Source organism: Moraxella atlantae NBRC 14588 (assembly GCF_001591265.1).
Lineage (GTDB): Bacteria > Pseudomonadota > Gammaproteobacteria > Pseudomonadales > Moraxellaceae > Faucicola > Faucicola atlantae.
This window is the reverse complement of record NZ_BCUL01000017.1, coordinates 1-22,810: the sequence shown is the minus strand read 5'-3', so window position 1 is coordinate 22,810 and position 22,810 is coordinate 1. Positions and strand designations below refer to the sequence as shown.

Genomic DNA, 22,810 nt, shown 5'->3' with positions numbered 1-22,810 from the left:
TTTAAAAAATCAATAAGGATAGCAAAATGACTGCCTACCAATGGCACGCTGACAACCTCGCCACCGCTGTTCAAGACTTGTACCCACATTGGCAACACGCCTTTACCAGTCAGTCTAGCCGTATCGTCACCGACAGCCGCAAGGTACAAACAGGTGATATTTTTTTGGCATTAAAAGGCGATAACTTTGATGGGCATGATTATGTCCAAACCGCGTATGACAAAGGCGCGATCGCCGCGATCGTCAGTCAAGCGCAGCTATGCGACGTGCCGCAACTGGTTGTCGATGACACGCGGCTGGCATTGGGACAGCTTGGTGCGTACCGCCGCCGCCAACATCCTGATTTGACGGTGGTTGCTATCACAGGCTCAAGCGGTAAAACCACCGTCAAAGAAATGTTGGGCAGTATTTTGTCACATATCGCGCCAACGCGTATCACACGTGGCAACCTCAACAACGACTTAGGCGTGCCAATGATGTTGCTTGAAATCGAAGACGCCGACCGCTATGCCGTGTTAGAGCTGGGCGCAAACCATCTGGGCGAAATCGCTTACACCACCGCATTGGTGCAGCCACAAGTAGCAGGCGTGCTCAACATCGGCACGGCACATTTGGGTGAATTTGGTGGGCGCGACAACATTGCCCGTGGTAAAAGTGAAATCTATCAAGGGCTAGCTGCGACAGGCACAGCCGTGCTACCTGCAGATGATGACTACAGCGCTGCTTTGCGCCAAGCAGCAAGCGCACACACCGAGCGCGTTTTGGCATTTGGTGGTGCGGCTTCAGCTGACACAAACAACGCGCAAGTTTTTGTCAAAGATACTCAAGTTAGCCAATATGGGAGCGCGTTTACGTTGCAATTTGCCGCCCCGTTGCCGACAGGGCAAGCGCAGGTGGCACTCAACTTTGCAGGTCAGCACAATATTCACAACGCCTTAGCCGCAGCAACGTGTGCAGCAGCACTGGGCATTGATATCGATACCATCGCCGCAGGACTCAATGCCGCCGCGCCTGCCAAAGGTCGGCTCAATATCCATCAGCACGGCAAGCACACCATTATTGATGACACTTACAATGCCAATCCCGACGCGGTACTAGCAGCCGCAGCGGTATTGGCGCAACAAGCAGGCAACAAAATATTGGTTTTAGGCGATATCGGTGAATTGGGTGACGACGCGCCAGCCGAACACACCAAATTGGGCACGGCATTGGCAGCGATAGCGATTGATCACGTGTTGGCGGTGGGTGAGTTGATGGCACACACGGTCACTGCCGCCAATGCCGCGCGGACAGGCGACAACGCGCAGGTATTTGCCACACATTTTCACACCAAAGATGACTTGGTTGTATCTTTAAATAAGATGCTGGCAGACGCGCCAAGCAGTGTGCTGTGCAAAGGCTCACGTTTTATGCAGATGGAGCAAGTGGTCGATGCGCTGTTGGCAGCCAATTTTATAACCGCTTAGATTAAACCAAAAATTAAACCAAAAAACGCAGATACGCCGCCCAGTTTGAGGTAAAAACGCCAACTTAAATTGAACTGCGCGGCGTTTGCGCTTAGAATGACGCAAACCACGCCGCACCGCGCTAACTACGTAGCAAAATTTAACCGAGCAGCGGCACAACACAATAAATACAAGGGGGTCGCGTGTTACTTTGGTTGTTTGAATGGCTCAGCCAGTTTTATGCGCCGTTTGGTGCCGTGTCGTCACTGACGCTGCGTGTGCTGTTGGCGATTTTGACTGCGCTTGGACTTAGTATGATGTTGGGTGATCGCGTGATTGAAAAGTTGCGTGCGCTCAAATACGGGCAGGCGGTGCGCACCGATGGGCCACAAAGCCACTTGGTCAAATCAGGTACGCCAACGATGGGTGGGGTGCTGATTTTGGGCAGTATTTTGGTCACTACCTTGCTGTGGGCAAACCTTGCCAATCCATACGTGTGGATTTTGTTGGTGGTATTGGTGATTTTTGGCGCGGTCGGTTGGGCGGATGACTGGTTAAAAATCAAGCACAAAGACCCCCGTGGTTTGATTGCGCGTAAAAAATATTTTTGGTTGTCGGTCGGTGCGTTGTTTGTTGGCATTTCACTATACGCAATTGCCGCCCAGCAGCCCGATGTGCAAACCGCGCACGCCATGCAGGATTTGCTGATTCCGCTGTTTAAAAATTGGATTATTGCTTTTTCTGCGGTGCCGTTTGGACTGGCGTTTATTATCTTTACCTATTTTGTCATCAATGGCACCTCTAATGCGGTCAATTTGACCGATGGTTTAGACGGCTTGGCAATTTTTCCTGTGGTATTGGTGGCGGCAGGGCTTGGTGTGTTCGCTTATGTGTCAGGCGATGCGCGGTTTGCCGAATATTTGCATGTGCCGTACATTGCCTACAACAGCGAGGTCACGGTGATTTGTGCGGCGATGATTGGCGCAGGGCTTGGTTTTTTGTGGTTCAATGCCCACCCTGCTCAGGTGTTTATGGGCGATGTTGGCGCGTTGGCGTTGGGCGGTATGCTTGGTACCATTGCGGTGATGACGCGGCAAGAAATCGTTTTGCTCATCATGGGCGGGCTGTTTGTTGCCGAAGCGGTGTCGGTGATGTTGCAGGTTGGTTCTTACAAGCTGCGCAAAAAGCGTATCTTTCGTATGGCACCGCTGCATCATCATTTTGAAGAAGGCGGCTGGAAAGAAACCCAAGTGGTCACACGGTTTTGGATTATTACCATTATTTTGGTAATTTTAGGCTTGATGACGCTAAAACTGCGCTAAGCGATGAAAAGTTGAATAAAAAAGGGGATAATGGTTGTCCTCTTTTTTTATGGTGTGGACTTAGCCAACGTTACGTGAAACATACGCAGCAGGGGTGCAAGATCAACCCAACGCCGACTAAAATTGACTATACTACTATCAACTTAGCCGCCAATGACAAATCACACACTCTACAATCTAAAAAAATCAAAGAAGGGATGCCATGAAGCTTAAAATCAAACAAGACGACGACACCATCAGCCTAGCACTTGAGCGTACACCACTGGGCAAAGAGGCATTGAACACCAAACAGCCAAGCGCACGCGAACGCCAGTTGCTGCTGCTATTGGATAAAGACAGCACGATAGGCGCGCAAGCGGTCAGCAAATTGCTAGAAAAAGTCAATCTGTTTGATTTGGCAGATAAAGGCTGGGTGGTGTATCGTGTGTTGTCGGGCGACTTGCGCACGCCTGCTGCCAAACATGACTCCAATCAGCATGATGGTTACGCCGAGGATGACACGCCAGCTTTGCCTATTAACGACTTTCTAAGTATCATCAAAACAGACAGTAGCCCCGTGCTAGAGGACTTGCCCAAACCGCCCGATACCAATCACGCCACTTTTGATGGCTTGGCTATAACGACGGATAGCGCGGTGGATTTACAGAGTATTAAAATCGTTCAAGCGTTACTTTAAACCCCGTGCTTAAACAGATTAAGCGCGTGGGTGGTGGGCGTGGTGCAATGCCTCAAGCCGCGCGGTGGCAACGTGGGTATAAATCTGCGTCGTTGATAAATCGCTATGCCCTAATAGCATCTGCACGCTGCGCAAATCTGCGCCGTGATTGAGTAGGTGGGTGGCAAACGCATGGCGTAAGGTATGTGGTGATAACGGTGCTTGAATACCTGCCTGCGTGGCATAGCGTTTGATAGCGTACCAAAAATTTTGCCGCGTCATATAGCCACCTTGTTGGGTTAAAAACACCGCTTGGCACGCGCTGGCGCCTTTGCGTGTATCGCGGGCAAGACTTGGGCGAGCGTGGCGCAAATAATCAGACAGCGCGTCATGGGCGACTTGCCCCAGTGGTACCAAACGCGCCTTATCACCCTTACCCGTGATATGCAACCAACCTGCGTTCAGATTGACATCACCCAATGACAAATGCATCAATTCACTGACGCGCAAACCACAAGCGTACAATACCTCAAGCATGGCATGGTCGCGTAAGCCCAGCGGCGTGCCAACATCGGGGCTAGCCAGTAGTGCCTCGACATCGGCTTCAGACAGATTTTTAGGCAGTGCGCGCCCCAATCGTGGTGTGCGGATTTGCTCGCATGGGTTGTCCTCACGTATGCCTGCTTGAATTTGCCAACCAAAAAATTGCTTGAGCGCAGACAGGGCACGCGCTTGCGAACGCGCCGCCTTACCATCTTGGTACAGTGCCGCCAAACAGGCTAACACGTCTTGTGCCTGCCAGTCTGGCAGTGGTTTGGTGTTGGTCGCAGCACACGCCAGCAAATCGCGCAAATAGGCGTTACGCGTATTGGTCGCAAGCCCACGTGTGACCAACTCTTGACGAAACTGCTGCAAGTAGGCAGGCTCATCGGTGAGCGTTATAGCTTTAGGCTTACGCGGTTTACGCGCGGCGGTTTGGGACATGGTAAGTTTTTATTTAAAAAATAATTTAATACAAAATGGCAAAATCCAACCAAACGTTATTTTTTTTGTATCCAATAATGGTACACATTGGCGTATGGGTCAGGGTCAGGCAGATTCTTGGGGTTGATGATGTGCTCTTCGGCAACCAACGTATGCCCCAAATGCCGACAAAAATTGGCGATATCGCGTATGGTAGCAGGGTCAGTGGCGATGACGTGAATGATCTCACCCGATTGGGCTTGGCGTATCGCGCGATGTAGCAGCATGATAGGTTCGGGGCAAATCAAGCCTTGTGTATCAAGCTCATGTTGGGCGGTTGGTGGGTTTTGGATTTGGTTGGTCATAATACATTCAATAAAAGTAAATTAAGCATTCGTTGGTTGGTTTAAAAAATCAAAAAACCGTTTTAGATTGGCACGAAACAAAAACGCCACACCAATCCACGCTGCCAACGCCACATACGTGCTAACGGCAAACAGCCCAAGCCCGAGCAAAACGCATAACGCCAACATGCTGGGCTGACTTAGGCGATAGCGCAATAGCACAAACGCCACGTACAACGACAGCGGTATCGTCAGCCCCACCAAGCCGTACGGCAAGTAATGAAACAGCATATACACAAGCTGACTGGTGCGAAACGTCGGCAGGCTTTTGAGCGTGCCAAATAACAAAAAACAGCCAATCGCGGTATAAATCAGCCAAATACTGATGGTGTTTATCTGCCGCGCACCTGTGATACGCGCAAGCACCACGGGAGCAATGACAGACTTGGTATGGGTTGTGGTGTCAGATACAGGTGCATTCATGGTAGTGTTTCACCTTGCCCATGACGCAGCCAACTACCGAGCATAATCGCCGAGGCAATCGCGTCGATCGGTTCGTGCTCATGCTTAATCAGCCCGTATTCCCACGCCAAGCGTTTGGCCTCGCGACTGGTCAAGCGTTCATCTGCCAACGTCACAGGACAAGCGATATGCGCGGCTTTAAGTTCATGGTTGAGCCTGCGGGCAAATTTTTTGGCGCGGTTGCCCAGTTCAGAATCTGTACCATCCATATTGAGCGGCAAACCAACAATTACCCGTTGGGCTTGCCATTCGCTGATTAACGCCAGCAGTGCTACCCAATCAGGCTGTCCATTTTTCATGGCAAATTGGCGTAGAGGCGTTGCAGTTTGGGTCAAGGTGTTGCCCAGCGCAATGCCCATTTTATTGATGCCATAATCGAGGCCCATCACAGTTTGCACGGTAGTGGTATTGGGCGAATGAGTCGCATTATTTGGGGTAGATGAATCAAGCATGACCAATATCCATCGTCAAGCGGTCGGCGTTGATACCCAGCTGGTCGGCGGCAGCTTGCCAACGCGCTTCATAGGCGGTGCCAAACAACAGTCCTATACTGGCAGGCAAAACAAACCAATCACCTTGCGCCAACTCTTGCTCAAGCTGTCCCTTTGCCCAACTGGCGTGCCCCAAACATAGCTCGTAATGCTCAACACCATGCCCTGCGGCAATACTTTGTAAGATATCTTTGCTGGTGGTAATGCAGACGTTTTCGGTAATGGCAAACGACGAGGCCCAGTTTGGCTGTCCTGTATGCAGCACAAAGCCGACTTCAGGATTGACAGGTCCGCCCTCTAGTGCCAACTTGCGGTGCAAGTCATGCGCGGTCACGTCAATGTCAAGCTCTTCAAACAGCTTGCTGGCGTTGGTGTGGTGCAGTGGCTTGTTGATGATCAAGCCAAGCACGCCATCGCGATCATGGCGGCAAATGTACACCAATGACTGGTGAAACATACCGCCATCAATACGCGGTGCGGCAAGCAAAAAATGGTTGGTATATTGGGTCAATTTTGTCATCATATTAAAAAATTTAAAAAATCAGTGGCGGCTTGCCAACAGACTGCGCGCGTGTTCTAGCGTGGTGTCGGTGATTTGTACACCGCCCGACATACGTGCCAACTCCTGTACCTGCGCCTCGCCTGTGAGATACTCAAGATGGGACTGCGCTTGGTCGTGCTGGGTTTTATAAACCAAAATATGCTGATGCGCCTGCGCGGCAACCTGCGCTTGGTGGGTGATGGCAAGGATTTGTTGGTCTTGCCCCAATTCGCGCAACAGCTCACCAACTACTTGCGCTGTACCGCCGCTGATGCCGACATCGACTTCATCAAACACCAGCAGCTGCTTGGCGGGCAAGCCTGTGCCATCATCCGTCGCGCCTTGGTGGTGGCTCTGACGCTGTGCCTCAATCACCTGCATGACCAATGCCAAGCGCGATAGCTCACCGCCTGAGGCGATTTTGTGCAGCGGCTGCATGGGCATGCCGACATTCGCGCTAAACAACAACTCCACGTGGCTGATCCCGTCGCGCTGCGCTGTGGTCGGGCTAAAGGCAAACTCGGCTTGCACATTCGGCAATGCCAGCGTTTGCAAGCGTGTGACCAACTCACGGCTCAAGGCAGGTGCATGGGCTTGGCGTTGTGCATCCAGTGCGTTTGCCAAAGTCAAATAGTCATCATACGCGGCAGCAACTTGCTCGGCAAGGGCTTCGGGTGTGGGCATGGCGTTGAGCGCGTCAAGCTCGCTTTGCCACGCTTGCGCCAAGGTCAAAAGCTCGTTTGGTGCGGTGTGATATTTGCGCGCCAAACGATGAAACGTTGCTAGCTGCTCATCTAGCTGCGCCAAGCGTTCAGGGTCAAGACTTTGCCCTTCGGCATAATCACGCAAACTCACCGCCACCTGCTCAACCAAGCTTTGCGCGTGGTACAACTGCTCGACGCACTCTGCATACACCGCGCTGACACTGCTTTGTGGCTCGCAAATCTTAATCGCGCGGCTCAAGGCTTGCATGGCATCGGGCGTATCGCTGTCATTGTCCAGCAGCCCGACCGCCAACGCGGCTTGCTGCATGAGCTCATCTAAGTTTGACAACTCATCGTATTCTGCCTCAAGCGCGGCATAATCCAATGCCAAAAGTGGCTCAACGTCTGCTAGCTGATTGTTTAATAACGCAAGTTGCTGTTGGCGCAATTTGTCATCTTGCGCGTGGCGTTCGGCTTGTTGTTTTAAATGCTCATACGTGCCAAATGCTTGGCGCACGGCGTGTGCCTGCGTCTGCAAGCCTGCTGCGCTATCTAGCCATTCTAAAACAAACTGCGGACGCAGCAAACTGTGCTGTGCGTGCTGACTGTGAATATTGACCAAAAGGCTACCCAAGGTCTTAAGCTCATTAAGACTAATCGGCGTGCCATTAAGCCACGCCTTGCTGCGAACACTATTGCCTTGCTGACTTAGCTGACGGCGCAGCAAAATCCGCCCGTCATCATCGTCATACGCCTGCTCAATAAGCCACGCCTGCACCAAAGGCAACGCACGCACATCAAATTCTGCCACCACCTCGGCACTGGTACTGCCATGCCGAATCAAACCGCCATCGGTGCGTCCGCCAACACACAACGCCAACGCATCAAGCAGCAGCGACTTGCCTGCGCCCGTCTCGCCTGTGATGACGTGAAAGCCCGTGCCCAGTGTCAGCTGCGCCTGCTCAATCAACGCCAAATTGCGCAACGTCAATTCAATCAGCATAACGTTCCTTTTTTTGCACCGCTTTGCCCAACGATGGGGTCAAGGGGTGGTCAAAATTGCTTGATAACCGCAAACTGTTGGTAGTTTAAACGCTTTACGCCCGAAAAAAAACACCCGTACGACGACTGGGCGATTTTTCCTTATTTACATGAAAAATTTTTACATGCAAAAATAAATACGGCTAATATTGGGTTTGGCGCGTCAAATCGCAACCACCATGTAACCCTCAAATGTAACGCACGGTTAAAAAAATAACCCAAGACTTGCTAAAACCGCTCAATTTTGTCATAAATAGTGTGCTAAGATAGCTGTTGTTTCAATGTTGCTACGACTGTCTGACAGTGCCAGCGGCGCGACGATTGAATGACTCACAAATCCGCATCATCGAATCTGCGAGACAAAAGGATAGGTTGTATGCCAAATTCTATACGCTTTGACCATGTGTCGGTAGAAAAAATCGCCAATGTGTACTACGAGGGACGCAGCTTTAGCCGTACCGTGTGGTTTGAAGACGGGCGCAAAAAAATGCTTGGGATCATCCTGCCCTGTGACAGCGAGGTCACCGAATACGAATTTCACACCGAATCATCCGAGCGCATCGAGATTTTGGCAGGTGAGTGTGAAGTCAAACGCGCAGACGAAGACGACTACACCTATTACCGTGCAGGGCAGGCGTTTGTCGTTGAGGGACACAGCAGCTACACGATGAAAAATGAAGAGATCGTGCAGTATATTTGCCATTTTGAAGGCTAAAATTATAAGGTTGAATTTGTCACACTCAAGCGGCAAGATGCAAGCTGCCAAGCTAACAGCGGCTTAAGCACTCCAAGCGGCTTGAGCAAAACCCAATCGCGGCGTGGTGAGACAACACGGCGATGCTATCAAACAAGGACACAAAGCATGGCAAAAGCCCAGCATTTTTATGGTATTCATGCCGTGCAGGCGATTTTAAGCGAGCGCGGCACGGATGCCAGCGCATTGTGGGTGCAAGATGGGCGGCAAAACGATGCCAGTGTTGCGCCGATCATCGCACTTGCCGACACGTACGGCATCAGTGTGCAAATCGCAGGCAAAGATGCGCTGACCAAACTTGCCGACAGCCCACAGCATCAAGGCGTAGTCTTGCAAGCACGTCCCAAGCACGTCGGTGATGATGCCGATTTAGCCGCACTATTACAAGACGCACGCGCACGCCAAACGCCGATCTTGTTGCTACTGCTTGACCAAATAACTGACCCCAACAACTTAGGCGCGTGTTTGCGCACCGCTGTTGCCATGGGCGTGACGGCGGTCATTGTACCCAAACACCACACCTCAAGCCTCACCCCTGCCGTGGCAAAGATCGCCGTTGGGGCAGCCGAGCTTATGCCACTGATACAAGTTACCAACCTTGCCCGTGCAATGGACAACCTCAAGCAAAATGGCGTATTTGTCTATGGCACTGCGTTGGACGATACCGCCAAGCCATTGGCAGCGTGTGACTTGACGGGCGATGTCGCGCTGGTGATGGGCTCAGAGGGTGAGGGGATTCGGCGTTTGACTGCCGAGCGGTGCGACCAGTTGGTGTATATCCCGATGGTGGGTAGCGCGCATGGCAGCATTCAAAGCTTAAATGTCAGCGTTGCCACAGGGATGGTATTGTATGAGGCTTGCCGTCAGCGATTGGCAGCGGCGATATAATCCACCGCATACCAAAAAAAACTGGTTTAAAACTGCGGCTTAACCATCACCAAAATCACCACCGCACATAAAATAAACACAGGCACTTCATTAAACCACCGCCAAAATACATGGCTTTTGTAATGCGGCGCCTCGATCAATTTTTTGCGGTAATAGCCGCATAGCCCGTGATACGCTGATAGTAAGACCACGAGCGTAAGCTTGACATGTAGCCAGCCCTGCGCCTGATACGCCGCCCAATTGGGCACCAACATGCACAGCCCGAGCACCCACGTGGCAAGCATGGCGGGGGTCATGATCCCACGATACAACTTGCGCTCCATCACAGAAAAACGCTGTTGGCTTGCCGCATCTTCGCTCATGGCATGATACACAAACAGCCGCGGCAAATAAAAAATCCCTGCAAACCAGCACACCATAGCAATCACATGCCACGCTTTGAACCACAAAAAATACGCCGTCATCTACTTGCCTTTTATTCAATGGTTAAGTTTTAATGGTTAAAAACATGCAAATTGCGATGGCTAAGCCCCGCGCAAGTGCGCCATCGTATCTAGTAACGCGGCGATATCATCCGCTGAATGCGCCGCGCTGACACAAAAGCGCAGCCGTGCTGTACCCACTGGTACCGTGGGCGGACGAATTGCCGTTGCCCAAATGCCTGCTTGGCGCAAATGATCCGCCAGTTGAAGCGCGCGCGTGTTGTCGCCCACAATCACAGGCACAATCGCGGTCTGCCATGAGGTTGGCGTATCAGACGCAAGTCCCACCTGCCAGCCTTGCTCACGCAAACCTGTGTGAAGCTGAAAAATATTGGCTTGTAGCTGCTGTTGGCGTGCGTCATCGGTTCGGGCAATTTGTATCGCGGTAAGCGTTGCCTTTGCCAGTGCTGGTGGCTGTGCTGTGGTGTAGATAAACGGACGGGCAACATTCACCAAGTAGTCAATCAGCGTTTGCTCACCTGCGACAAACGCGCCCATCGTGCCAATCGCCTTGCCCAGTGTGCCGACATAAATATCCGCCAATGCCGCTGCTTGATACGGCAAGCCAAAACCGTGTGCATCATCCACCACCAACGCCGCCTCATAACGCTGTGCTAAATCATGCAGATGCACCAAATCTGCACATGTACCATCCATGCTAAACACATGGTCGGTGACAATCAGCTTTTGTTTTGCGTCGGTGCTAGCAAGGCGACGCTCAAGTGCAGCATAGTCACGATGGGCAAAACGCACCAACGTCGCACGGCTTAATAACGCACCATCAACAATCGAGGCATGGTTAAGCCTGTCACTAAAAATCACGCTATCTTTGTCGCACAGTGCTTGCAGCACGGCAATATTTGCCATATAGCCTGTGCTAAACGTCAGTGCGGTCGGGTAACCTGTCGTTTGTGCCAGTGTGGCAGCAAGCTCGTCATGCCAGATGTGGTGACCGCTGACCAAGTGCGACGCACCGCTACCGACTTGCCCTGCGGTTTGCAGCGCCTCACAAAATGCCGCAACCACCTGCGGTACACTGGCTAAACCCAAATAATCATTACTGGCAAAATTCATATACTTTTTGCCAGCCATGCTGATGGTTGGCGTTACGCCGTGTTTAATCGTGGTTAGCTGGCGCAGCTGTGCGCTTTGTGCTTGATGTTGCAAACGGTGGCTAAGCTCAAAATGTTTTAGCATGACTAACGCACTTGAACAGACAAGTTTAAACTGCCAAACTACCAATCCGCCCACTGACCGCATCGGTAACTTGCACTTGGCGCGGTGCGGCGGCTTCTACGTTAAGGCCTAACTCAGCCATCAACGCATCGTCATGGCTTTGGCTGGCGTTGTCCGTGGTCAAAAGCCGTGCACCATAAAAAAACGAATTTGCCCCTGCCATAAGCAATAAAGCTTGCTCTGCGTCAGTCAAATCCTCACGCCCTGCTGCGATACGCACATAACTGGTCGGGCAGGCAAGCCGCGCCACAGCAATCGTGCGAATCCATTCAAGCACAGGCAAGCGCGTGCCTTCAAGTTTGTCGGCAATCGGCGTGCCTGCAATCGCCACCAAACGATTGATTGGAATCGACTCAGGCGGCTTGGGCAGATTGGCAAGCGCATGCAGCAAATCAATGCGATCATCGCGGCTTTCGCCCATACCGATGATACCGCCCGAGCAGATATTAATCCCTGCTTGGCGTACGTGAGCAAGGGTGTCTAAGCGGTCATCGTAGCTGCGTGTGCTGACAATCTGGGGATAATAATCGCGTGAAGTGTCTAGGTTGTGGTTGTAATAATCTAGCCCTGCATCAGCAAGTAGCTGCGCTTGGTTGGCGGTCAGCATACCGAGTGTCATGCAGGTTTCTAGCCCCAACGCTTTGACCTCGCGCACCAATTCAAGCACATATGGCATGTCACGATCGTGCGGATGCTTCCACGCTGCGCCCATGCAAAACCGACTTGCTCCTGTTGCTTTGGCGCGTTTGGCTTCGGCAAGGACCTGCCCAATGGCGATTTTTTTTTCGGCTTGTAGGTCGGTGTCGTGGTGTCCTGATTGTGAGCAATAACCGCAATCTTCGGGGCAGTTGCCTGTCTTAATAGACAACAACGTGCTGACTTGCACGGTATTGGCACGGAAGTGCGCACGCAAGGTATGTTGCGCCTGTAACAACAAATCCATCAACGGTAGTTCAAACCATGCTTGCAGTTGCGCACGGCTGACACGCTCAGATGTTGCAGGCGCGTTGGGTTGGGCATTGGGTGGTGCGCCGATATCGGCGGTTAAAGCTTGCGATGCGCTGCGCTCTGCCATGAAAAAATTCCTTATATCAACATCAAATCTTAGTTTTTAGCAGCCAGCATTATAACAAAAAAACAACCGCGCAATGGCGGTTGTTCTTGGTAGTGCCTTCAAGCGAATAATACAAAGTTATTGATTGAGCATTATTCTTTGTCTTTGCTGCTGGTTTTTGTCACGCTGATGCCTGTGATGGGTGATTCGTTGTTTTTCACGGCAGATGTCATGACATTCTTGGCAATCATTTCATCATTTTCGTGTTTTTTCTCAAGTTCATGCGTGGTTTGGGCAGCTTTGGTTTCGGTGGTTGCGCTATCTTGACGCTCAGCTTGAATGTCTTCGATGGTGCGCACGCCACTGTTGCTGTCATCGGTTTGCGCGCTGTCTTGTGGGTTGTTAGTCGCGTCGCTTACCGTGGTGACAGTCGGCTTGTTGCTTGGCATACCCAATCCCATGCCTGTTTTCGCCTGCTCAACTACTTGGTCATGATCTTGGTTACTGCTGGCTTTGTCCTTAAGTGCGTTGGCTTGATTTTTAACCTCATCCACCTTGGTTTCAGCCTTGTCTTTTAGATCCGCCGCTTTGTCTTTGGCTTCATCGATTTTGTCTTCAGCCTTGTGTTTAACGTCGTCAACTTTGGCTTCAGCTTGGTGTTTTAGATCAGTTGCTTTATCTTTAAGATCACCAGCTTTGTTGTCGGCTTTATCTTTGATTTCTTCAGCTTTAGTTTCAGCCTTGTCTTTTAGATCCGCCGCTTTGTCTTTGGCTTCATCAATTTTGTCTTCAGCTTGGTGTTTAACGTCGTTAAACTTATCTTGCGCTTGTTCTTTTAGATCTGCCGCTTTGTCTTTGGCTTCATCGATTTTGTCTTCAGCTTGGTGTTTAACGTCGTCAAACTTATCTTGCGCTTGTTCTTTTAGATCCGCCGCTTTGTCTTTGGCTTCATCAATTTTGTCTTCAGCTTGGTGTTTAACGTCGTCAAACTTATCTTGCGCTTGTTCTTTCAAGTTTGCCGCTTTGTCTTTAACATCATTGAGGCGTTGCTGCACATCATCTTTGACTTCAGCAAATTTTTCTTTGGCTTCACCGCCTAATTCATCAAGCTTGTCATGCAATGTGTCAGTAACTTCACTGACCTTGGCTTTAATATTGTCAATCACGCCCTCTGACTCGTCGTGATCGTCTGCTGCGTCGCTGATACGCACCTTACTGTCGTCAATACGGGCATCGCCACTTACGGTGGTTTCAGTTTTGGGGTTATTGACGTCCACGCCGTAGGTGGTTTGTTGTACATCATCAGCGTCTTTGAAGTATTTGCTGGTTTTTGGGCGCATGACGTGATGAGGGTCACGATAACCACGACCGCTCTCAGGTTTGAATACCGACATGACTTTGCCACACACGCTCATAGCAACAGGGGTGGCTTTTTCAATCAACGGTTTGACTTTATCTACTACAGGCTCAAGTGCTTCGGGTACGTGTGGCACGATGTATTTTGCCACTTGGTTAAACCACATCAACAATGAATAATCGCCCGTCATTTTGACATCGCCTTGCTGAATGCCTGACATAAATGCCGCTGCGTCGGCTTTAGTCAAAAGCTTGACACCTGTCATGGAATCTTTGAACGTGATGGTTAAGGTTGGGTCGGTTGCTTCACCACCATGCTGGCTAAATTTGCCATTGTTGATGGTAAAATAACGTGCAATACCTTCTTCTTCACTGCCCAATTGAATGGTGAAGTTGCGGTTTTGTAACAAACTAGTAAAACGGGTATTGTCAGAATGTGCCAACTGCGCAAAACGCACGCCCACCACAAACAACAATACATCAAGTGGATCAGATTTTACGTGGGTCATTTCGCCAAAATGGTCAGTCAAAAACGAAAACATGGTGTTCTCCTCAAAAATAAGTTTAACATTGGCGCGTTCGCGCTTGGATAGAGATGATTGTCAAAATTTAGTCGTTGTAAACGCCGCGCGATTTGTCAATGAGTTCAACGGCAAAAATGCTAAGCAATCATATTATACGAAGTGCTATTTGAAGTTAAAGTAATGTTTCGCTTATGGCGACAGCTTTTTGTAATGTTGCGTTATTTTATGTAGTGACGCTGATGGGATTGTGAGCACTATGCCAAATGAGCACTGTGCCAAGTGAACATTATGCCAAATACCGTCAGCGTGTCGATTGGTTGAGCAAAAGCAAATAGGCTAAGACCTAGCAAAATTAGCGTTTGGTATCCATCACAGGGCGGTGGCGGATGACACGTTGATAAAATTCGGTGTCTTTTTTTAGTGCAATGGGACGCTCACCAATCGATTGCCGTGGCTGCGGCAAGGTGCGTGAGCGGCGATGCCGTAAGTTTGGGCGTAAATGGTTTAAGGTGGTTTTATTAAATATAGGTTTGCGCGGTATGGCAGGCAGGTCAAGCTGCGCTGAAGGCAGGCTGACCACCCACGCCAACGGGATAAAGGTGATTGCCAATGCCAACACGTACGCAGGCGTGCCTGCTAGGTTTGAAACGTGCACCACGCCCCAACGCACTCCTTCTACCACCAACCAATACGCCATACCTGCAAAAAAATAACCCAACACATAGCGGTAGCGCGTCCACCACAAGCCAACCATTGCCAATACCACACCCACACAGCCAAGCAGTAGCGCAATGTTGCTCGACTCATCAACCGATGGGGTGACAGGTGCAGTCAAAAACACACTGGCAAGTACCGACGAATTCACAGAAACAGCTGGGGTCATATCAACCTCGCTTGGTAGCTATCAATAAGTATTACCACAATATCTGGTGGTATTTTTATCATTTTACACTATTTATACGCCGCTATTATGCGGATAATCGGGTAAAAAACCAACACCGTTTGTCGGTCATGCGACAGCCGATGACGCTTAAGATGGGGTAAAATTTATCACAATCATGGGCTGATATTCGCTACATTACTTGGCTAAAACTTGGTCAAAAAACCAATATTCAGGATTTGTTTGGCAAATTTTGGGCAAAATGTCTGGTCAAAGTGGTTTTTGCTATCGCTGTTGGGCGTGCGTCATGGTTATAATGCGCTATAATAGCCAATTTGTTTGGCTTGGGCTAAATGTGCAGCGCAGCAAATCTTAAGGGCAGCAAGTTTGACCAAACCCATGCATAGACTTTAACCATACACCCACAGCAGGCAAGAACGGGGCGACGATGACCTTTCAACAACTGATTTTAACCTTACAATCCTACTGGGCAGACAAAGGTTGCGTGATTTTGCAGCCATATGACATGGAAGTTGGCGCAGGCACGTTTCATACTGCCACATTTTTGCGCGCGCTGACCCCCGAGCGTTGGAACGCCGCCTATGTGCAGCCATCACGCCGTCCAACCGATGGGCGTTATGGCGACAACCCCAACCGTTTGCAGCATTATTACCAGTTCCAAGTGGTTCTAAAACCCAATCCGCCTGATATTCAAGAGCTGTATTTAGGATCGCTTGAGGCGATTGGTATTGACACACAGGTGCATGATGTGCGCTTTGTTGAGGACAACTGGGAGTCGCCGACGCTTGGCGCGTGGGGCCTGGGCTGGGAGGTGTGGCTCAACGGTATGGAAGTCACCCAGTTTACCTATTTTCAGCAAGTCGGCGGTATCGAGTGCTTTCCTGTAACGGGCGAGATCACTTACGGGCTTGAGCGTTTGGCGATGTATATCCAAGGCGTGGACAGCGTGTATGACTTGGTGTGGACGGATGGCGCGTTTGGGCGCGTGACGTATGGCGATGTGTTCCACCAAAATGAAGTTGAGCAGTCAACCTATAATTTTGAATACGCCGATGTGGCAAAGCTGTTTGATTTGTTCGACTTTTATGAGGCGCAAGCGGCAAAATTGGTTGGCGTTAATTTACCGTTGCCTGCCTACGAGATGGTACTTAAAGCTTCACATACTTTTAACTTGCTTGACGCACGCGGCGCGATTTCGGTGACTGAACGTCAGCGTTTTATCTTGCGTGTGCGCACATTGGCGCGCCAAGTGGCACAAAGCTATGTTGAAGCGCGAGTAAAATTGGGCTTTCCATTGGCAGATGAGGCACACCGCGCCGAGGCATTGGCAAAATATTTGCCCAAAGATGATCCCAAATAGCCAAATCAATACAGCCAAATTTTCACCAATCCGCCATTAAAAACTGGGTAAAGCGATGAGTACGATTTTATTTGAACTGGGCACAGAAGAATTACCACCAAAAAGCCTAAAAACCTTGCGTGACGCGCTAGCAAGCCATGTCCAAACCGCACTTGAGCAAGCAGGTATCGCGTTTACGGCTATCAAAAGCTATGCCGCGCCGCGCCGTTTGGCACTACAAATTACAGGCGTTGCCGAGCGTCAGCCTGACCGCGTCGAGCAAAAACGCGGGCCTGCCGTCAAGGCCGCGTTCGATCGCGAGGGTAAACCGACCAAAGCCGCGTTGGGATTTGCGCAAGGGCTGGGGGTTGATGTCAGTGAGCTGATCACCATCCAAGGCGACAAAGGCGATTATGTCGGCTATCAGCAGACCATCCATGGGCAAGCCACGCGTGAGCTATTGCCAGCGATTTTGCAAGCAGCATTGGACGCGCTACCGATTGCCAAACGCATGCGTAGCGGTACGGATAAAAATGAATTTGTCCGTCCTGTGCAATGGGTGGTGCTGATGCAAGATGACGCGGTCATCGATGCAACCATTCAAGGCAAGCAGACAGGCAACCAAACGCGCGGACATCGCTTTCATGCGCCCGATTTTTTTGTCATCAAACATGCCGACCGCTATGCCGAGCAATTGCAAGCGCATGCAGTTATTGCCGATTTTGACGCACGCCAAGTGCAAATCATCGAGCAGGTTCAGCGTTTGGCGCAAGAAGTTGGCGCGCAGCCTGTCATGCCACAAGCCTTACTAGATGAAGTCACCGCGTTGGTGGATTTACCAGTTGCCTTGCGAGCAGGGTTTGAGCCGCGTTTTCTTGCCGTGCCACAAGAGGCTCTGATTAGCACCATGCAAGCCGATCAAAAGTATTTTTGTTTGGTCGATGATGCAGGCAAGCTGCAACCGTATTTTGTATTTATCAGTAACTTAGCTAGCCGCGATCCTGCCCAAATCATCGCAGGCAACGAAAAGGTCGTTCGCCCACGCCTTGCTGATGCTGAATTTTTCTTTTTACAAGATCAAAAACAGCCATTGTTTGCCTTGACCGAGTCGCTTAAGACACGCGTGTTTCAAGACCAGTTAGGCACTTTGTGGGATAAGGCCGAACGCATCGCCAAACTTGCCGCATTGATCGCCGCGCAGTTGGGTGCAAATGTTGAGCACGCCGCACGCGCAGGCTTGTTGGCAAAAGCCGATCTTGCCAGTACACTGGTGGGTGAGTTTCCCGAACTTCAAGGTGTAGCAGGCACATATTACGCGCACCTCAACCAAGAGCCCAGCGACGTTGCCGATGCAATCGAAGAGCAATATCTGCCCAAATTTAGCGGCGATCAATTGCCTGTCACGCCTATTGGCACAGCGTTGGCGTTGGCTGATCGTTTGGACACGTTGGTGGGGATTTTTGGTATTGGTGAAGCTCCGACAGGTTCAAAAGATCCGTTTAGCTTGCGCCGTGCAGCGATTGGCGTGTTGCGGATTTTGATTGAAAAACAATTATCACTCAACTTGGTGCTATTGATCGAGCAAGCATTGTTGGGCTATGGCAACCGCTTGCCAAATTTGGCGCAAACCTTTAGCGAGGTGATGGCGTTTTTCCAAGCGCGTTATCGCGCGATGTATGAAGAGCAGGGCGTAGCGGTCGATACGATTTTGGCAGTACAAGCCTTGTCGCCTGCCGTGCCGCTGGATTTTGATCGCCGCATTAAAGCCGTGCAAGCGTTTCGGGCCTTGCCTGCTGCTGTCGGGCTTGCCGAAGCCAACAAGCGCGTGGCAAATATCCTTACCAAAGCCCTGCTCACAGATGGTGATGGTTCGCTTGAGCTTGGTGCGGTACATGCTGATTTGTTGCAAGCACCTGCCGAGCGCGCGTTATATGACGCGGTGCAACAAGCACAAGCTGATATCGCTAGCCACAGTGAGCAGCTTGATTACACACCGATTTTGCAACGTTTGGCGCAGCTTGAGCAGCCATTGGCACAATTTTTTGCCGATGTTATGGTCAATGTCGAGGACGAAAGCCTGCGTCACAACCGTTTGGCACTGCTCAAACAAGTACGTGACTTGTTCTTACAAGTTGCTGATATCAGCCAGTTGCAATCATAGAGCAAGGTTTGCTATAAAAAAACGCCCCGTTAGCTAACGGGGCGTTTTTGAAGCATTTGATTAAATCGTGTTAATTCTGTTAAAACAGCCGATCATTATTTGGCTGCAGCAGCTTGAGCAGCGGCCACTTCAGCAGCAAAGTCTTCTTGTTTTTTCTCGATGCCTTCGCCAACTTCTAGGCGTTTAAAAGCTTTTACTGTCATGTTTTCAGACTTCAAAACATCGCCAACTTTTTTGTCATTGTCCATGACATAAGGTTGGTTCAACAAGGTTACTTCATTCAAGTATTTTTGCAAACCGCCTGTGATCATTTTTTCTACCACGTTGTCAGGCTTGCCTGATTCACGCGCTTTGGCTTCGATGATGTCTTTTTCGCGTGCCAAAATATCGGCAGGTACGGTCGCTTCATCAACAGCGATTGGGTTGAATGCTGCTACTTGCATCGCAACAGATTTGCCCGTTGCTTCGTTACCGTTTTCATAAGAAACAACCACACCAATGCGAATACCGTGACGGTAAGTGGCTAGGTTATCGCCTTCGATGACTTCGGCACGGCGGATCTGGATATTTTCACCGATTTTTTGCACCAATGCCACGCGCGCTTCTTCAACAGTTTGACCGTCACCATAAGGTAGTTGGGCAATTTTTGCCACATCCGTGGTGTTGTTCTCAAGCGCAAGCTGGGCAACTTTTTCGGCAAATGCGGTGAAGCCTGCGTCTTTTGCCACAAAGTCAGTTTGACAGTTTACTTCAAGCAACAAGGCTTTGTTGCCTTCTTGGGCGATGATGATTGCACCATCAGCCGCGATATTGCCTGCTTTTTTAGCAGCTTTGGCTTGACCTGATTTACGCAGGTTATCGATGGCGGTTTCGATATCACCATCAGCCTCTTGTAGGGCTTTTTTACACTCCATCATGCCAAGACCAGTGCGGTCACGCAATTCTTTGACAAGTTTTGCACTAATTTCTGCCATTGTTGTCCTCATTCGTCGTTGTGAAAAATAATAGAAGTGAAATTGATCTGATTATAAATAAAGTAAATGACAGGACAATGACGCTGCACTATCCTGTCAATTATTCAATCAATCACCACAAAAAGCTATTAGTAGTTATTAACTACTTTACCTTCTTGGTCGATTTTGTCTTCAACAGGTGCTGTCGCGTTAGCTTGCGCGTCCTCAGCTTGTGGGCTTAACTCGTCTTGCTCTTGGCGCACGTTGCTGCCTTGGGTTTTGGCGTATTCTTTACCTGCGATAATCGCATCTGCCATCGCGGTGACGTACAAGGTTACGGCACGAATCGCGTCATCATTAGCAGGGATTACGTAATCAACATTGTCAGGATTTGAGTTGGTATCAACAATCCCGATCACAGGAATGCCTAGGTTTTTGGCTTCTTTGATGGCAATGGCTTCATGATCAACGTCAACCACAAAGATTGCATCTGGCAAGCCGTTCATGTCTTTAATACCGCCCAGCGCGCGCTCTAACTTTTCCATCTCACGCGTGCGCTCCAACGCTTCACGCTTGGTCAATTTAGCAAACGTACCGTCCTCAGCTTGACGCTCAAAGTCTTTTAGACGGGTGATAGATTGGCGGATGGTTTTCCAGTTGGTCAGCATACCACCCAACCAGCGGTGGTCCACATATGGCATACCTGCGCGAGCAGCTTGTTCGCTGATGATGTTGCTAGCAGCGCGTTTGGTACCAACAAATAAGATTTTGTTACCACGAGCTGCTTCACGGTTGGCAAATGTTAAGGCTTCATTCAATGCCGTAACGGTTTTGTCCAAGTTGATAATGTGAATTTTGTTACGCGCGCCAAAAATATATTGCTTCATTTTTGGGTTCCAAAAGCGCGTTTGGTGACCAAAGTGTGCGCCTGCTTCGAGCAGATCACGCATAGAAACTTGAGTAGGGCTTGCAGTTGCCATAAATATTCCTAAATGCAGTTGGGTTATGCCTCCACCTTGCCAAATCAGCCGATTTACCAACACGCATTCGCACAGACTTTAAAAAAAAATCACGCGCAAATTAATCAAATTGGTAAACACCCAGCCAACCTTTTATTATCGTCGGCTAAACATCGCCAAACAATAAAGCTAACAAAGTGTGTGTCATGTTGAAAGAAAAAAAGTTGAAAGAAAAAAATTTGTCACCCAATCGAGTGACAAACTGCTATTTTAACAAAATCTAAACGCTAACGCTAGCAAAAATTGCCGCGCCCATCAACTTAATAGCGCTGATTATTTGACCAAATCGACCAAATCGCCATAGCCTTCTGCTGCCATGTCCTCTAGTGGAACAAAACGCAATGCCGCACCGTTGATACAATAACGCAAACCGCCAAGCTCAGGCAAACCATCATTAAATACATGCCCTAAATGCGAATCAGCAACACGGCTGCGCACCTCAGTGCGGCGCATACCGTGGCTACCGTCAAAATGCTCATTAACCACCGCTTGCTCAATCGGACGACTAAATGCAGGCCAACCACAACCTGAGTCATATTTATCGCTTGAACTAAACAGCGGCTCACCGCTGACGATATCGACATAAATACCCTTGCCAAACTCATGGTCATACGCATGGCTAAACGGGCGTTCAGTACCACTTTGTTGAGTCACATAATATTGCTCATCGCTCAAACGCGCGCGAATATCGTCATCACTGGGCTTTTGGTAATCATCGGGATTGATTTTACTCATCACTACTTCCTTTGAATTTATAAAAAACGCCTTATTAATATGGGACAAAATTTGGCAAAATCAAGCCGCCCAACTAACCACTACTGTCTAACCAAAAGTTAGCCAATGACGCGCAACAAGCCGCTGGTTGGATTTTGCCCAATCACCCAAAAAAGCGTACAATACGCGGTTTATACGAGACGAATAACACCTATGAAAACCCTAGCCAACAATCCTGAAGCCATCGAAAAAATGCGCATCGCTGGCAAACTTGCCGCCGATGTACTGGTCATGCTTGATGAGCACATCAAAGAAGGAATCAGCACCCTTGCGTTAGACAAATTGGCGCATGATTATATCGTCGATGTCCAACAAGCCATTCCTGCCAATGTTGGCTACCATGGCTTTCAGCATACCCTGTGCACCTCGATCAACCACGTGGTTTGTCACGGTATCCCCGATGCCAACCGCATCTTAAAAGACGGCGACATCATCAACATCGACGTAACCGTTATCAAAGACGGCTACTATGGCGACACCTCAAAAATGTGGGTAGTTGGTGAAGGCTCAATCATGGCAAAACGCCTATGCGACGTTGCCCAAAAAGCCCTATACGCAGGCATGAAAGCCGTCCGCAACGGTGCTTACCTTGGCGATATTGGCGCGGCGATCCAAGCCGTTGCCGAGCCCGAACGCTTTAGCGTCGTGCGCGAATACTGTGGGCACGGTATTAGCAATGTCTATCACGACGAACCGCAAGTTTTGCACTATGGCAAAAAAAATACAGGCCTACAGCTTAAAACAGGCATGACCTTTACCATTGAACCCATGATCAACCAAGGCGTATGGCAAACCAAAGTTATGCCCGATCAGTGGACAGTTATCACCAAAGACCGCAAACTATCCGCCCAATGGGAACACACCTTAATGGTCACCGATAATGGCTGTGAAGTCTTCACCAAACGCCCAGAAGAAGACCTAAGTTTTCTTACGGTATAAGGCAAATAAAAGGGGTTTGATAAAAAAAACCCAAATTTTTAAAAAAACCCTTGACGCCTATAGAAAAGCGCGTATAATACGCACTCACCGAACGGCGGCTAACCAATAAAGCTAATAGAAACAAGCACTTATTGGCGACACACCGAAGCGGTAAAAAAAGATTAAAAAAGCTATTGACAGCATCAAAAAACATGTTAAAATAGCGCCTCTTTCGACAGATGATGTCAAAGAATAACTCAATAACAACGAAACACAAGAACAACTTGTGTGGATTTTCACCCAGACACGAAGAGAAATGAAATAAAAAGCATTTCCACTGTACAGAATGCTAAGTCTACTAGGACTTAGCGACGAACTGAGTGAAAAAAACTTAAAGTTGATTCATTTAAGCGAACAGTGGGA

The 22,810-nt window shown here is 49.6% G+C and carries 22 protein-coding genes; 8 read left to right on the top strand and 14 right to left on the bottom strand.

Annotated features, from left to right (window positions below; translation table 11 throughout):
• Positions 1-26: 26 nt before the first annotated feature.
• The 3 genes from MA2_RS08660 (at position 27) to MA2_RS08650 (ending at position 3,443) form a co-directional block, all read left to right on the top strand.
• Complete coding sequence (locus tag MA2_RS08660) at positions 27-1,466, top strand: UDP-N-acetylmuramoyl-tripeptide--D-alanyl-D-alanine ligase (RefSeq protein ID WP_067058919.1); 1,440 nt, start codon at positions 27-29, stop codon at positions 1,464-1,466.
• A gap of 182 nt (positions 1,467-1,648) precedes the next feature.
• Entirely contained in the window at positions 1,649-2,767 is a 1,119-nt protein-coding gene (gene mraY / locus MA2_RS08655; protein WP_067058917.1) for a phospho-N-acetylmuramoyl-pentapeptide-transferase, read from the top strand.
• Positions 2,768-2,969: 202 nt separating this feature from the next.
• Complete coding sequence (locus tag MA2_RS08650; RefSeq protein WP_067058912.1) at positions 2,970-3,443, top strand: hypothetical protein; 474 nt, start codon at positions 2,970-2,972, stop codon at positions 3,441-3,443.
• Positions 3,444-3,461: 18 nt separating this feature from the next.
• Here the strand turns inward: MA2_RS08650 and xerD are convergent, their stop codons facing one another.
• Genes xerD through recN form a run of 6 tightly spaced genes read right to left on the bottom strand, consistent with a single transcriptional unit; the run spans position 3,462 to position 7,990 of the window.
• The gene (gene xerD, locus MA2_RS08645) at positions 3,462-4,406 is read right to left on the bottom strand and encodes a site-specific tyrosine recombinase XerD (protein WP_067058910.1); all 945 of its coding nucleotides are present in this window, start codon (positions 4,404-4,406) and stop codon (positions 3,462-3,464) included.
• Positions 4,407-4,462: 56 nt separating this feature from the next.
• Positions 4,463-4,750 (bottom strand): sulfurtransferase TusA, encoded by a 288-nt coding sequence (tusA, locus tag MA2_RS08640; protein ID WP_067058908.1) that lies wholly within the window; start codon positions 4,748-4,750, stop codon positions 4,463-4,465.
• A 21-nt stretch (positions 4,751-4,771) separates the two neighbouring features.
• A complete protein-coding gene (locus MA2_RS08635) occupies positions 4,772-5,212 on the bottom strand; it encodes a hypothetical protein (RefSeq protein ID WP_067058904.1) in 441 nt (146 codons plus the stop codon).
• Positions 5,209-5,703, bottom strand: a complete 495-nt coding sequence (ruvX, locus tag MA2_RS08630; protein ID WP_079352102.1) for a Holliday junction resolvase RuvX — start codon at positions 5,701-5,703, stop codon at positions 5,209-5,211. Before ruvX ends, MA2_RS08635 begins: the two co-directional genes overlap by 4 nt.
• Positions 5,696-6,262 carry a YqgE/AlgH family protein gene (locus MA2_RS08625; protein ID WP_067058930.1) on the bottom strand — a complete coding sequence of 189 codons (567 nt, stop codon included), beginning with the start codon at positions 6,260-6,262 and terminating at the stop codon, positions 5,696-5,698. Before MA2_RS08625 ends, ruvX begins: the two co-directional genes overlap by 8 nt.
• A 21-nt stretch (positions 6,263-6,283) precedes the next feature.
• Positions 6,284-7,990 carry a DNA repair protein RecN gene (gene recN, locus MA2_RS08620; RefSeq protein ID WP_067058902.1) on the bottom strand — a complete coding sequence of 569 codons (1,707 nt, stop codon included), beginning with the start codon at positions 7,988-7,990 and terminating at the stop codon, positions 6,284-6,286.
• A 414-nt stretch (positions 7,991-8,404) separates the two neighbouring features.
• Here recN and ppnP point away from each other — a divergent pair, with 414 nt between their 5' ends.
• The gene (gene ppnP, locus MA2_RS08615; protein ID WP_067058900.1) at positions 8,405-8,743 is read left to right on the top strand and encodes a pyrimidine/purine nucleoside phosphorylase; all 339 of its coding nucleotides are present in this window, start codon (positions 8,405-8,407) and stop codon (positions 8,741-8,743) included.
• Positions 8,744-8,890: 147 nt separating this feature from the next.
• Entirely contained in the window at positions 8,891-9,670 is a 780-nt protein-coding gene (gene rlmB, locus MA2_RS08610) for a 23S rRNA (guanosine(2251)-2'-O)-methyltransferase RlmB (RefSeq protein WP_067058898.1), read from the top strand.
• Between the two features lie 26 nt (positions 9,671-9,696).
• Here the strand turns inward: rlmB and hemJ are convergent, their stop codons facing one another.
• The 5 genes from hemJ to aciT form a co-directional block, all read right to left on the bottom strand.
• Positions 9,697-10,134: a protoporphyrinogen oxidase HemJ gene (gene hemJ / locus MA2_RS08605; protein WP_067058897.1), complete on the bottom strand. Its 438-nt coding sequence runs from the start codon at positions 10,132-10,134 to the stop codon at positions 9,697-9,699.
• A 60-nt stretch (positions 10,135-10,194) separates the two neighbouring features.
• A complete protein-coding gene (locus MA2_RS08600) occupies positions 10,195-11,349 on the bottom strand; it encodes an aminotransferase class I/II-fold pyridoxal phosphate-dependent enzyme (protein WP_067058896.1) in 1,155 nt (384 codons plus the stop codon).
• Positions 11,350-11,374: 25 nt separating this feature from the next.
• Positions 11,375-12,463 (bottom strand): biotin synthase BioB, encoded by a 1,089-nt coding sequence (gene bioB / locus MA2_RS08595; RefSeq protein WP_079352103.1) that lies wholly within the window; start codon positions 12,461-12,463, stop codon positions 11,375-11,377.
• A 131-nt stretch (positions 12,464-12,594) separates the two neighbouring features.
• A complete protein-coding gene (locus MA2_RS11300; protein ID WP_067058895.1) occupies positions 12,595-14,340 on the bottom strand; it encodes a hypothetical protein in 1,746 nt (581 codons plus the stop codon).
• Between the two features lie 334 nt (positions 14,341-14,674).
• On the bottom strand, positions 14,675-15,205 hold the full coding sequence (aciT, locus tag MA2_RS08585) for an AciT family ciprofloxacin tolerance protein (protein WP_067058894.1): 531 nt from the start codon (positions 15,203-15,205) through the stop codon (positions 14,675-14,677).
• Positions 15,206-15,650: 445 nt separating this feature from the next.
• On the opposite strand from aciT, the gene glyQ reads away from it, so the two are divergent.
• Together glyQ and glyS are read left to right on the top strand one after the other, a co-directional pair.
• On the top strand, positions 15,651-16,583 hold the full coding sequence (glyQ, locus tag MA2_RS08580) for a glycine--tRNA ligase subunit alpha (RefSeq protein WP_067058892.1): 933 nt from the start codon (positions 15,651-15,653) through the stop codon (positions 16,581-16,583).
• 55 nt (positions 16,584-16,638) lie between these two features.
• Positions 16,639-18,723 carry a glycine--tRNA ligase subunit beta gene (gene glyS, locus MA2_RS08575; RefSeq protein ID WP_067058890.1) on the top strand — a complete coding sequence of 695 codons (2,085 nt, stop codon included), beginning with the start codon at positions 16,639-16,641 and terminating at the stop codon, positions 18,721-18,723.
• 95 nt (positions 18,724-18,818) lie between these two features.
• Here the strand turns inward: glyS and tsf are convergent, their stop codons facing one another.
• The 3 genes from tsf to msrB all read right to left on the bottom strand — a co-directional run bounded on the left by tsf (position 18,819) and on the right by msrB (position 21,430).
• Positions 18,819-19,697, bottom strand: a complete 879-nt coding sequence (gene tsf, locus MA2_RS08570) for a translation elongation factor Ts (protein WP_067058889.1) — start codon at positions 19,695-19,697, stop codon at positions 18,819-18,821.
• A 128-nt stretch (positions 19,698-19,825) separates the two neighbouring features.
• On the bottom strand, positions 19,826-20,656 hold the full coding sequence (rpsB, locus tag MA2_RS08565) for a 30S ribosomal protein S2 (RefSeq protein WP_067058887.1): 831 nt from the start codon (positions 20,654-20,656) through the stop codon (positions 19,826-19,828).
• A gap of 312 nt (positions 20,657-20,968) precedes the next feature.
• Positions 20,969-21,430, bottom strand: coding sequence for a peptide-methionine (R)-S-oxide reductase MsrB (msrB, locus tag MA2_RS08560; protein ID WP_067058885.1), 462 nt, complete (start codon positions 21,428-21,430; stop codon positions 20,969-20,971).
• A 192-nt stretch (positions 21,431-21,622) separates the two neighbouring features.
• On the opposite strand from msrB, the gene map reads away from it, so the two are divergent.
• On the top strand, positions 21,623-22,408 hold the full coding sequence (gene map / locus MA2_RS08555) for a type I methionyl aminopeptidase (RefSeq protein WP_067058882.1): 786 nt from the start codon (positions 21,623-21,625) through the stop codon (positions 22,406-22,408).
• Positions 22,409-22,810: the final 402 nt, after the last annotated feature.